General features: G+C 57.4%; 11 protein-coding genes and 2 pseudogenes. 5 read left to right on the forward strand and 8 right to left on the reverse strand.

Features of this window, described 5'->3' with window-relative positions; genetic code table 11:
- Positions 1 to 81 precede the first annotated feature (81 nt).
- Positions 82 to 972 (forward strand): hypothetical protein, encoded by an 891-nt coding sequence (locus tag ACFQU0_RS13315; RefSeq protein WP_382201569.1) that lies wholly within the window; start codon positions 82 to 84, stop codon positions 970 to 972.
- A 43-nt stretch (positions 973 to 1,015) separates the two neighbouring features.
- On the opposite strand, the gene ACFQU0_RS13320 is transcribed toward ACFQU0_RS13315, so the two are convergent.
- From ACFQU0_RS13320 to ACFQU0_RS13330, 3 genes and pseudogenes are all read right to left on the reverse strand, one after another.
- Positions 1,016 to 2,608 (reverse strand): IS91-like element ISCR23 family transposase, encoded by a 1,593-nt coding sequence (locus tag ACFQU0_RS13320; protein ID WP_020229221.1) that lies wholly within the window; start codon positions 2,606 to 2,608, stop codon positions 1,016 to 1,018.
- Between the two features lie 104 nt (positions 2,609 to 2,712).
- Positions 2,713 to 2,895: pseudogene (locus ACFQU0_RS13325) on the reverse strand (hypothetical protein); the annotation flags it as partial.
- A 33-nt stretch (positions 2,896 to 2,928) separates the two neighbouring features.
- Positions 2,929 to 5,904, reverse strand: coding sequence for a Tn3 family transposase (locus tag ACFQU0_RS13330; protein WP_382201579.1), 2,976 nt, complete (start codon positions 5,902 to 5,904; stop codon positions 2,929 to 2,931).
- 160 nt (positions 5,905 to 6,064) lie between these two features.
- On the opposite strand from ACFQU0_RS13330, the gene ACFQU0_RS13335 reads away from it, so the two are divergent.
- Genes ACFQU0_RS13335 through ACFQU0_RS13345 form a run of 3 tightly spaced genes read left to right on the forward strand, consistent with a single transcriptional unit; the run spans position 6,065 to position 7,295 of the window.
- Positions 6,065 to 6,355, forward strand: a complete 291-nt coding sequence (locus ACFQU0_RS13335; protein WP_011013248.1) for a nucleotidyltransferase family protein — start codon at positions 6,065 to 6,067, stop codon at positions 6,353 to 6,355.
- Positions 6,352 to 6,744, forward strand: a complete 393-nt coding sequence (locus ACFQU0_RS13340; protein ID WP_011013247.1) for a HepT-like ribonuclease domain-containing protein — start codon at positions 6,352 to 6,354, stop codon at positions 6,742 to 6,744. The genes ACFQU0_RS13335 and ACFQU0_RS13340 overlap by 4 nt, the downstream gene beginning before the upstream one ends.
- On the forward strand, positions 6,738 to 7,295 hold the full coding sequence (locus ACFQU0_RS13345) for a recombinase family protein (RefSeq protein WP_011013243.1): 558 nt from the start codon (positions 6,738 to 6,740) through the stop codon (positions 7,293 to 7,295). The genes ACFQU0_RS13340 and ACFQU0_RS13345 overlap by 7 nt, the downstream gene beginning before the upstream one ends.
- A gap of 29 nt (positions 7,296 to 7,324) precedes the next feature.
- On the opposite strand, the gene ACFQU0_RS13350 is transcribed toward ACFQU0_RS13345, so the two are convergent.
- The 5 genes from ACFQU0_RS13350 to ACFQU0_RS13370 form a co-directional block, all read right to left on the reverse strand.
- Positions 7,325 to 7,771 carry a hypothetical protein gene (locus tag ACFQU0_RS13350; protein ID WP_156880539.1) on the reverse strand — a complete coding sequence of 149 codons (447 nt, stop codon included), beginning with the start codon at positions 7,769 to 7,771 and terminating at the stop codon, positions 7,325 to 7,327.
- 223 nt (positions 7,772 to 7,994) lie between these two features.
- Complete coding sequence (locus ACFQU0_RS13355) at positions 7,995 to 8,237, reverse strand: hypothetical protein (RefSeq protein ID WP_382201573.1); 243 nt, start codon at positions 8,235 to 8,237, stop codon at positions 7,995 to 7,997.
- Positions 8,234 to 9,064, reverse strand: coding sequence for a hypothetical protein (locus ACFQU0_RS13360; protein WP_382201575.1), 831 nt, complete (start codon positions 9,062 to 9,064; stop codon positions 8,234 to 8,236). Before ACFQU0_RS13360 ends, ACFQU0_RS13355 begins: the two co-directional genes overlap by 4 nt.
- Positions 9,065 to 9,204: 140 nt before the next feature.
- Positions 9,205 to 9,609: a hypothetical protein gene (locus ACFQU0_RS13365; RefSeq protein WP_382201577.1), complete on the reverse strand. Its 405-nt coding sequence runs from the start codon at positions 9,607 to 9,609 to the stop codon at positions 9,205 to 9,207.
- A complete protein-coding gene (locus ACFQU0_RS13370) occupies positions 9,606 to 10,436 on the reverse strand; it encodes a hypothetical protein (protein ID WP_382201578.1) in 831 nt (276 codons plus the stop codon). Before ACFQU0_RS13370 ends, ACFQU0_RS13365 begins: the two co-directional genes overlap by 4 nt.
- Positions 10,437 to 10,541: 105 nt before the next feature.
- On the opposite strand from ACFQU0_RS13370, the pseudogene ACFQU0_RS13375 reads away from it, so the two are divergent.
- Positions 10,542 to 10,625, forward strand: a pseudogene (locus ACFQU0_RS13375) (recombinase family protein); the annotation flags it as partial.
- Positions 10,626 to 10,757: the final 132 nt, after the last annotated feature.

The raw sequence follows: 10,757 nt of genomic DNA on the forward strand, positions 1-10,757 counted from the left end.
CTGTGGGGAGTGCGGCATGGGCTTGACGAGTGCAAAGAGCTTGCGGAGCAAATCGCGAGTGATGTTTTCAAGCGGGCATGATTGTTTGATGCCACGCCTAGCCAGCGGCTGATCCCCGATGGTGAAAACCGGGACACCCTGACCCGGCGGCGCTGGCTTCTTTTCGGGGGCGTGACAGGGAACGCGATGAGTATTGAGCTTGATCTGGCGAACGAGATGATTCGGGAGCTGAACAGCTTCATGGACGAGGTGCTGGGCATCCCAAATGACGTATTTATTGAAGTCGGGATATCTGCCTATCAGGCAGCAATGCTTGAGCATGGGATCGCTCGGCTTGAGCAAGGGACAGACCCTGCAGAAATTGAGAAGCTTGAGAACCACCGAAAAAAAGCAGAGCGAGATTTTCAGATGCTGTGTGACGCAGCACCGGATATGCCAGAAGACGTTATTAGGTCAATCAGTCTTGCATACGGTTTCATGACGATCTACTTGGCGAACGATAAGGAACACTCTGCCGAATCGTTGTTGAGAACAGTAGTTCAAACATCGAAGTTTTTAGGCATGGCAATTGGCTTGATTTCTGGCTCCGAAGAGTCCCGCGATGCCAAGCGAAAGGACATGCTTTCGATAGCAGGAAAAATTGGGGCCGCAGCCAAGCACCGCAAGCCGTCAGAGCTAAAAAAGTGGGCGCTGTCCCAAGCAGAGCATTTACGAGGTGCTGATGCAGTAGTTGCAAGGAGGCTTGCTGCGATGCTGCCAAATGAGTTTGCTGACGCCTCAAAAAACCCTGAGCGACTGATATACGACACCTTGCGCGAGGCAAGAAAGCCCCCGCGGATAGGAAATCCAACCACAGGAGGACGATTATGGCCCAGGTTTTGGGCATCACAGGCCTTCAGGCTGAGCCTGCCTGAGCGCTTGATCAGCGCCAGTAGCCCGAGATTTTTCGGTTTGCACATTTTTTGGCAGTGACAGACGCAGCCCTGCCGCGCGGCCAAACCGCTGCTGCCTTCCCTTACCAACTGACGCGCTGATCGACCTCAAAGTCCGGCGCCGGTTGGGCCGCCTCGCCCCAATCTGGCTCAACCTCGACACCATCGCCCATCGGCACATCGCACCCATCCCACAGCGGCGGCCCGCGTGCTGGCGCGATGCGAGGCGGCTCTGTCTCCACCCCGATGTGCTCCAGGATGTGCCGGAGGTCGGCACTGTAGGTGATGAAAGCGATGATGCGCATCTGGCCACCGCAGAGCGGGCACAACAGCGGCAACACCTCGTAGATGCGGGCGATCAGCACCGCCCACAGAATGTGAGCTGAGCGTTTGGGCAGAGCTGGCTGGGTGGGCTCGGGCTGGCTGGGACCACCGACCGTGGCCACTCCCATGGCATCCACCGCTGCGGTCACACCGCCTGGCTCGGGCTGTGCCGTGCCCGTGCCCGCGCCTGCGGTTTGGCCTGCGCCCAGTGCAACCGCCGCAGCCCGCAGGGGTGAATTGGGCGCCAGCACGCCGTAGTACCGGTGGCGGTGCGCACGCGGTGGCGGCACCAGCGCGGCAAGGCGGTCGATGAGTTCGAGCGGCGTGAGGTGCAGTTCGTCGGCCCGAACACCTCGCTTTGCCTTGCGTTGGTCGCGCCGGTCACTGCCAGGCTCGCTGTGCTGCTTGGCGCAGCGGTAAATGAGCTCACTGCCCGCTTTGCGCAGCCTATCCAGCGCAAACGGGGGCCGTGCGCAGTAGCGCAGCAGGCGCTCCAGGCCCGCTCGGTCTTGTGCTGCTATGCACACGCTGGTGTCTACCGAAAACCCACTGTGTTTGTACCCCAGCATCTCCTGGGCCTCGAAGCCTTCGAGCAGGCCCCGGCCCACAAAGGCGCGCAGGATGCGCCGACGCAAACTGGCCTGGGCTTGGGTCACCGCTTCGGGGTCGATGCCGATAGCCGGGTGAAACATGACGCTGATCGCTGTGGTGCGGGTGCCCTGCTCACTCGCCTCCCCTGCCACCGCCTCAAACATGCCATCGACCACGCACACATGGAAATGCACATGCTCGTTCAGGCTGGAGCCAAAGCGGTGAATGAAGGCGACTGCACCGATGTGCAGGGCGGCCTTGTTCGCATGCGCTGCGCATGGGCTGTTGGCTTGCAGGGTTTGCTCAATGACGCGCAAGAAGATGCGCAACACCATGCCCAGCACCACGCTGTCGCGTTGCATAAAGTAGCGCAGCCGCTTGGGAACCGACAGCACCCACTGGCGCACTGGCAGGCGGGGGAAGACGTGGTCGGTGAGGTGTGCCGCTGTCTCGGCCATGCGCCGCGTGGTGCACGAGGGGCAGACGCCCCGGCCTTTGCAGGAAAAGGCCACCAGAAAGTCGTGTCCGCAGTCGTCGCAGCGGGCACGGGCAAAGCCGTGGGCAAAGATGCCGCATTCCAGGTACTTGGCAAACGCTTGGCGCACATAGGGCTTGGGGCTGCGGTGGTCGCCCTGGCCGTCGAACTGGCCGGCGCTGGCCAGATCAAGCCAGGTCTCGTAATGCTCGGCCACCGTTTGGTAGAGCAGCGTGCGCTCGGGGTGGCGCGGGTTGTAGAGCTTGGGCTTGGAGGTGGCTGGCATAAATACTGTGTAAATACACAGCATTCTGCAGACTTCTCCTCAGCCAGGCTACGCAGCAAAACGGCCCCGAAGGGCCGTTTGTTGTTTCAGGGAGCCATCGCCGCTCAGGCAGTCGCTTCCTTGGCGTTCTCCACATATTCTTCGATCTGGTCGAAGTTCAGGTACTGGTAGATCTTGTCGCTGCTCTGGTTAATGACGCCCACGTCGGCCAGATATTCTTCCTTGCTGGGAATACGGCCCAGCTTGGAGCAGATGGCCGAGAGTTCGGCTGAGCCCAGGTACACATTGGGGGCGTCTCAGAAAACGGAATTTAAAGTACGTTAAGGCTTTGGCAGCGACTGTAGCGGCCTGAACTTCCCCGAACCGACCTTGGCGCTGCTGCGCCAGAGGTAATCGCCGGTCAGGTTGATGTGCTCCCAGCCCAGCGGCGACAGGTACTGCAACAGCGCGCCATCGACACCTTGACCGTGATTGCGCAAGGCGTTCGCCGCCCTTTCCAGATAGACGGTGTTCCACAACACGATGGCTGCTGTCACCAGATTGAGGCCGCTGGCCCGGTAGCGCTGTTGCTCAAAGCTGCGGTCGCGGATTTCGCCCAGCCGGTTGAAGAACACCGCCCTGGCCAGCGCGTTGCGCGCCTCACCCTTGTTGAGTCCGGCTTGCACACGGCGGCGCAGCTCCACACTTTGCAGCCAGTCCAGGATGAACAATGTGCGCTCGATGCGCCCCAGCTCGCGCAGGGCGACAGCCAAGCCATTTTGACGCGGATAGCTGCCGAGCTTGCGCAGCATCAGCGAGGCCGTCACCGTGCCTTGCTTGATCGAAGTGGCCAGCCGTAGAATTTCATCCCAATGGGCACGAATAGCCTTGATGTTCAGCCTGTCGTTGCTAATCATCGGCTTGAGCGCATCGTAGGCAGTATCGCCCTTAGGAATGAACAGCTTGGTGTCGCCAAGGTCGCGGATGCGCGGCGCGAAGCGGAAACCCAGCAGGTGCATCAAGGCGAAGACATGATCGGTGAAGCCCGCCGTGTCGGTGTAGTGCTCCTCGATCCGCAAGTCGGACTCGTGATACAGCAGGCCATCGAGCACATAGGTCGAGTCGCGCAAGCCGACGTTGACTACCTTGGCGCTGAAGGGCGCGTACTGGTCGGAGATATGGGTGTAAAACGTCCGGCCTGGGCTGCTGCCATACTTCGGGTTGATATGCCCGGTGCTCTCTGCTTTGCTGCCGGTTCTGAAGTTCTGACCATCCGACGATGACGTGGTGCCGTCGCCCCAGTTTCCGGCGAAAGGTTGCCGAAACTGCGCATTCACCAGCTCGGCCAGCGCCGTCGAATAGGTTTCGTCGCGGACATGCCAGGCTTGCAACCAGGACAGCTTGGCGTAGGTCGTGCCAGGGCAGGACTCGGCCATTTTGGTCAAGCCAAGGTTGATCGCATCGGCCAGGATTGTCGTCATCAGCAAGGTTTTATCCTTGGCGGTGTCGCCGGTCTTCAGGTGCGTGAAGTGGCGGGTGAAGCCCGTCCACTCATCGACCTCCATCAGCAGCTCGGTAATCTTGAGGTGTGGCAGGATCATGGCCGTCTGGTCGATCAGGGCTTGCGCAGCATCGGGCACCGCCGCGTCCAACGGCGTAATCTTCAGGCCAGATGCTGTGGTGATGATGGCGTCCGGTAGATCATTGGCCGCCGCCATGCGGTTGACTGTGGCGAGCTTTTCCTCCAACAATTCCAGCCGTTCACGCAGGTACTGATCGCAGTCGGTGACTACGGCCAACGGCAATTCGCTGGCCAGCTTCAGCGTGACGAACTTCTCGACCGGCACCAGGTATTCGTCGAAGTCTTTGAACTGGCGCGAGCCTTGCACCCACACATCACCCGAGCGCAGCGCGTTCTTCAGTTCCGACAGCGCGCATAGCTCGTAGTAACGTCGGTCGATGCCCTCATCGGTCAGAATCAGTTTGGCCCAGCGTGGTTTGATGAATGCGGTTGGTGCGTCAGCGGGCACCTTGCGGGCGCTGTCGCTGTTCATGCCGCGCAGAACCTCGATAGCATCGAGCACACCTTTGGCGGCGGGCGCCGCTCGCAGCTTGAGCACGTCGAGGAAATGCGGCGCGTAGCGGCGCAAGGTGGCGTAGCTCTCGCCAATGTGATGCAAGAAATCAAAATCCGCAGGCCGCGCCAGTGTTTGCGCCTCGGTGACACTGGCGGCGAAGGTGTCCCACGGCATGACGGCCTCAATAGCGGCAAACGGATCGCCGCCGTTTTGCTTGGCCTCGATCAAGGCTTGGCCGATACGTCCGTACAGCCGCACCTTGTCATTGATCGCCTTGCCGCTGGCCTGAAACTGCTGCTGATGCTTGTTCTTGGCCGCGTTGAACAGCTTGCCGATGATGCGGTCGTGCAGGTCGATGATTTCATCGGTGACTGTGGCCATGCCTTCGATGGCCAGCGCGACCAAGGTGGCATAGCGTCGCTGCGGCTCGAATTTGGCCAGGTCAGCGGGCGTCATCTGTCCACCCTCGCGGGCGATCTTGAGCAAGCGGTTTTGGTGTACCTGCCGTTCGATGCCAGCAGGTAGGTCAAGCGCCTGCCAGGCTTTGAGGCGTTCGATGTGTTCAAGCATGTGGCGCGAGTTCGGCTTGGCGGGCGACTGGCGCAGCCACGCCAGCCAGGTCGCCTTGCTACCCTCCTTGCGCTTGAGGAGTTCGTCCAGGCGCTGCCGGTGGACGGATGTCAGGGTGTCGGTCAGAGCGGCGTGAATGCGTCGGTTGGCACGGGTGATCGCCTCGGCGCAGATGCGCTCCATCACGCCGACCGCTGGCAGCAAAACGCTCCTGCGGCGCAACCCGTCGGCCAGCTCGCGTGCCAGCACAATACCCTTGTCAGTTTGCCAGGCCAGATCGTCCAGGCTATGCACGGCAGTTCGATAATGGCCCAGCGTCGTGAACGATTGGAAGCCATAGGCTGACTGCAACTCCAACAGATGTTCGCGCCGCGTTTCGGCGCGTTGGCCGTAGTCGTTCCAGATGTCGCCAGGCAGCTTGAGCTGGTCGGCCACTATGCGCAACAAGGGCGCATCGGGTTCCGCGTCAGCAGTGAGCGCGATGCCCGGATAGCGCATGTAGCAAAGCTGCACCGCAAAGCCCAGCCGATTTGCCGCGCCACGATGCTGTCGAATGCGGGACAGGTCGGCGTCGTTGAAGGTGTAGAGCCGGATCAATTCATCTTTGGCGTCTGGTAGTGCCAACAGGCTTTCGCGCTCAGTGGCGGACAGGATCGAACGACGCGGCATGTAGTTTCCTTCTTCTTGAAAACGAGGGATTTTGAGAGGCTGCACCAGACCGCCAACGTGACACGCGAAATCAAGGCGTTGCAATTCTCGAAAATAGTTCTTGAAATGTTATTCTCGATCCCTTAGCATCGCAATGAGTTTCGATAAGAAAGGATGCCCCATGCGACCGTCCGTTGTGCTTGACATGAAGCGAAATGCAGTGCGCGAAGCGGTGAACCGCTTTCGTACGGCGAACCCGCGCGTCTTCGGTTCGGTGCTGCATGGCACTGACCGGGATGGCAGTGACCTTGATCTCTTGGTCGATGCACTGCCTGGTGCCACGTTATTGGACTTAGGCGGTCTGCAAGACGATCTGGAATCGCTGCTCGGCATTCAGGTTGATTTGCTGACACCAGGCGACTTGTCGCCGAAGTTCCGTGCCAAGGTGCTCGCGGAGGCGCAGCCGGTATGAATGAGAACCGCCTGCCTGATTACCTCGATCACATACAGCAGGCAGCAACCGATGTGTGCAGCTTCGTGGAAGGGTTGGCCAAAGACGACTTTCTGACCGACAAACGCACCCAGCAGGCTGTCATTCTGAGCCTTATTATCATTGGCGAGGCCGCAACGAAAGTGATGGAGGGCTATGCCGCGTTCACTCAGGCGCACCCCGAGGTGCCTTGGCGCAACATGCGTGGCATGCGCAACCGAATGGCCCACGGCTATTTCGACATCGACCTCAATGTGGTGTGGGAGACAGCACAAGAATGGCTACCGGAGTTGCTAAAGCAGCTACCTGCTGTGCGCCAAGACGCCGACGATGAAGACCGCGATAGCTCTGAACGAAGCAAGCTATGTTGATTGGCTACGCTCGTGTTTCTACGCTGGATCAGAACCTCGAATTACAGCGGGAGGCCCTGACCAAAGCCGGGTGCCAGAAAGTCTTTGAGGACAAGGTGAGTGGTACACGGGCTGACCGCCCTGGCTTGGGAAAAGCACAGGAAATGCTGCGCGAGGGAGATACCTTGGTTGTCTGGAAGCTGGATCGTTTAGGGCGCAGCGTCAAGCAACTAGTCGATCTGGTCGGCGAATTTCACAAGCAAGGCATCCAGTTCAAGAGCCTGACAGACGCCATTGACACCGGCACGCCATCTGGCCGGTTCTTCTTTCACGTCATGGCCAGCCTTGCCGAAATGGAACGCGAACTGATCGTCGAGCGTACCCGCGCCGGGCTAGATGTCGCTCGTCAGCTTGGGCGCAAAGGCGGTCGCAAGCCCAAGATGACCGATAGCAAGATTGAGTCAGCCAAAAAACTGCTGGCCAGCGGCGTGCCACCCAAGGATGTGGCAAAAAATCTTGGCGTGTCCGTTCCTACGCTTTACCGCTGGGTACCAGCTTCAACCCAAGTGTGAACCATGCGCACGGAGCCAGACGCGTTTGATCAGCCAGACACGGCCGCCAGTGAGTTGGCGAGGTTGTTCACCTTTTCCAAGTAGGCGATAGATGAAGTGTCGTCTGGTCGCAGACGCTTGGCCGCATCAAGCGTTGCACTGAGGTCGGCAATAAAATTCCGCTTCTCATCTGGGTTGGCGACGCTTTGCATCTGTGCGTTGAGTTCATCGGCATAGGGGGCGGTCAGATCGAGGCGCTGCTCGCCAGTGATGACGCCTGCGTCGTAGAGCTTGTTCGTCAGCGCCTTGAGTTCATTTTTTGAGATATTGCTCAGGTCTTGTCCCGCCATGATTTCGGTGGCGCGGGTCGCTCTCTCACCGGAGTAAACATCACTTGTTCCTGGGGCCGCAGCGGCTGAGGTTGCCGGAGTCGATACCTTGCTCGACGGCGTGTACGAGGCGGCGTTTTGTGTGGGCTGAAATCCTTGAATTTTCATGTGCGCTCCCTAAAGGCGTTGATGAATGCGCAACACCTCCAACTGCACGTTGCGCATCACGAAATCTACACCAAAAAAACCGTGCTGTTCATCGGAAAAAACAGACAAAGAAGCTGCATTGCAAACTTTGAGGCAACGCTTTCCATGCGTTCGTCCAATGCCTCGACGAGGCGGCATCAATGCACGCTTAGCGTACGATTTTTTCCGTTTTCTGAAGCGACCCCTAGTTGACGTCCGGGCTGATCAGGCTGGTGACGGTATAGACATCGTTGGTTCCGGCAGGTCTTTTTGTTGTCGGCTTGGGTGAAGCATTTGCATAGGTGCTGGTTTCATTGCTGGTAACAATGGTGTAGGTTGCTTCTGCGGTAGCTTGGTTCTTGAAGGTAACCGTTACGGGCGGTCCTGCAATTGCTGCCGTGGCGGCAAAAATGGAGGTGGCGGCGAGCAACTTGGGCAACAATTTCATGTATTACTCCTTACGGTTGGTGATTCAGTGATGTTTTTCTTTTGGAAAAGCTCGTCGGTTTGCAGCGGGCTTTGCGCGAATAGCATTTCGATCAGGTTCATGGGGTTTTCGCTTTTCCCCTCCGCCTGGTGCGTGCGATAGTTGAAATCCCGGCTTATTTTTGACTCCAGATCGCTGGCATAATCTTTTGGATATTGCGCTTGCTCGATCGTGGGCAGCTCCTTGAAGTGGTCAAGGACGGAGCTGAAGAAATTGGTCATTTTCCCCGTCCGGTTATATTCATCCATGGCTTGGGCTGCGACTTTTACACGCCAAGCCTGTTCCCTATCATCCGATTCATAGTAAGCCGCTCTACGTTCATTGATGGTGTAGTTTCCGCTGTCGTCATAGATGATGTTGGACAGTTGTTCTCTCGACAGGCTACCAAAAGGGTTTTTCACCGATCTGCTGCCCCTGTCCGAGCTAGTGACGAATTCCGTTGCTTGCTTAGCTCTTGCTAACAACTCTGGATCGTCAGTCTTAGGAACCTCGTTGTTGTACTTGGCTTTGTTAGCTTGGTAGGCGTCACCAAGTATTTGATCTAGCAAAGAGTTCGCCTTGTCGGCCAATTCTGAACGGCTGAGCATTTTGTCCCGAGCCTCTGCGCGGCTGGCACTGTCCGCCAATTGGCTGGCTAGCGTGGAAATCGTCAGCGTGCCGCCGCCTTGGGTGCCTGATGCGCCCTGATTTTTCGAGGCGTCAGAAACAAGCTCGGTCGCCGAAGCCGCCTTGAACGCCACCGCATTGCCTGTTTGGGCAGTGGAATACGAACCAATAGAGCTGACCATAACTGCCTCCGTGAGCCTGGAACCTGTGCGAAAAAACGAACCGGCCGTAATATGAAAAACCCGGCAAAAATCACCGGGCTTTTTGGACGATGCTCAAATTGCCTATTTCATTACGAAATCGACCGTCCATGCATAGGTGGTCAGGTTGGTAGAGGTATGGTGGCGGTGCAGATCGCTCCGCCGCTAGCCGTTGCGGTCTTGTTCCATTGCGGGATTTTGTAGCCGCCGGGTTGCAGCGCATTGACGAAGGTTGTGCTGAACACGCAGGTCTTGGAACCGATTTTATAGCGGACGTTTGCATAGTTGACGTCCGGGCTGATCAGGCTGGTGACGGCGTAAGAGTTAGAGCCTAACTTCGAAACGGTCGTGGCCGGTTTTGGAGAGGCGTTGGCGTATGTGCTTGATTCGTTGCTGGTGACAATCGCATAAGTTGCATCTGTGGTGGTGTTGTTATTTTTGAAGGTCACCGTTACAGGTGGCCCCGCAATTGCAGCCGTGGCGGCGAAGATGGAGGTGGCGGCGAGCAGTTTTGGCAACAATTTCATGGATTACTCCTTACGGTTGGTGAGTCAGTGGCGTTTTTTGGCTCTTGGGGTAGTTCATTGGCTTGTTGCGGGCTTTGCTCGAATAGCATCTCGATCAAGCTCATGGGGTCTTTGCCTTTACCCTCTGCCTGGTGCGTGCGGTAGTTAAAGTCCAGATCAATCTTGGACTGTAGGTCACTGGCGTAATCTTTTGGATATTGCGCTTGCTCGATGGCAGGCAGTTCCTTGAAGTGGTCAAGTACGGCACTGAAAAAATTGGTCAGTTTCCCCGACTCGTTATATTCCGCTATGGCTTGAGCTATTACCTTCTCGCGCCATGCTTCTTCCTGCTTGGATGATTCCATCCAAGCAGCGCGACGCTCATTGACTGTATAAATGCTACTATCATCATTGATGATATCTGATAACTGTGCACGCGATAGACCGGAAAAAGGATTTTTCTCATTCCCGGTATTACTGCTTCTATTAACAAACTCTGTGGCTTGCTTGGCCCTAGCCAACAATTCTGGATCGCTGGTCTTTGGAACTTCGCTGTCGTGTATTTTCTTGTTGGCTTGGTAAGAGTCTCCTGATATTTGACCCAGAAGGTTTTTCGCCTTGTCAGCCAATTCCGAGCGGGTGAGTGTTTTATCCCGCTCTTCGGCACGGCTGGCGCTCGCGGCCAGTTGTCGGGCCAGCGTGGAAATCGTCAGCGTGCCGCCGCCTTGGGTGCCTGATGCGCCCTGATTTTTCGATGTGTCAGAAACCTGACCGGTCGCCGAGGCCGCCTTGAGGCTCGACGTACCCCCTGTTTGGGCTGCGGAATACGAACCAACAGAGCTGATCATCATTTCCTCCCCGTGAGCCTAGAATTTATGTATCCAGTCTTATCTTAGCATCATGCTAAAAATGAACGGCAGATGTTTTCGCATCGAAACTCTCCGATGGACTGCGTTCCGCCCAAGGACGTGACCAAAAATCTCGACGTGTTCGTTCCAACACTATACCGCTGGGTGCCAGCCTCGGCGCATGCTTAACGTACTTTAAATTCCGTTTTCTGAGACGACCCCACATTGGTGTTCTTGCCCGGGGTCTCCTCGTTTTCAGTGCAATAAGTGACGGTACGAAAAGCTAGCACTGGCGCGGAGGTGGTGTTGGTAGATCGTTGA

It is taken from the genome of Hydrogenophaga defluvii (genome assembly GCF_042665235.1).
Lineage (GTDB): Bacteria > Pseudomonadota > Gammaproteobacteria > Burkholderiales > Burkholderiaceae_C > Hydrogenophaga > Hydrogenophaga defluvii_A.

What these genes read in the sequence shown, in the direction of transcription:
- ACFQU0_RS13320 (WP_020229221.1), bottom strand. Translation starts at nt 2,608, where the DNA reads ATGCCAGCCACCTCCAAGCCCAAGCTCTACAACCCGCGCCACCCCGAG.
- ACFQU0_RS13330 (WP_382201579.1), bottom strand. Translation starts at nt 5,904, where the DNA reads ATGCCGCGTCGTTCGATCCTGTCCGCCACTGAGCGCGAAAGCCTGTTG.
- ACFQU0_RS13335 (WP_011013248.1), top strand. Translation starts at nt 6,065, where the DNA reads ATGCGACCGTCCGTTGTGCTTGACATGAAGCGAAATGCAGTGCGCGAA.
- ACFQU0_RS13340 (WP_011013247.1), top strand. Translation starts at nt 6,352, where the DNA reads ATGAATGAGAACCGCCTGCCTGATTACCTCGATCACATACAGCAGGCA.
- ACFQU0_RS13345 (WP_011013243.1), top strand. Translation starts at nt 6,738, where the DNA reads ATGTTGATTGGCTACGCTCGTGTTTCTACGCTGGATCAGAACCTCGAA.
- ACFQU0_RS13350 (WP_156880539.1), bottom strand. Translation starts at nt 7,771, where the DNA reads ATGAAAATTCAAGGATTTCAGCCCACACAAAACGCCGCCTCGTACACG.
- ACFQU0_RS13355 (WP_382201573.1), bottom strand. Translation starts at nt 8,237, where the DNA reads ATGAAATTGTTGCCCAAGTTGCTCGCCGCCACCTCCATTTTTGCCGCC.
- ACFQU0_RS13360 (WP_382201575.1), bottom strand. Translation starts at nt 9,064, where the DNA reads ATGGTCAGCTCTATTGGTTCGTATTCCACTGCCCAAACAGGCAATGCG.
- ACFQU0_RS13365 (WP_382201577.1), bottom strand. Translation starts at nt 9,609, where the DNA reads ATGAAATTGTTGCCAAAACTGCTCGCCGCCACCTCCATCTTCGCCGCC.
- ACFQU0_RS13370 (WP_382201578.1), bottom strand. Translation starts at nt 10,436, where the DNA reads ATGATCAGCTCTGTTGGTTCGTATTCCGCAGCCCAAACAGGGGGTACG.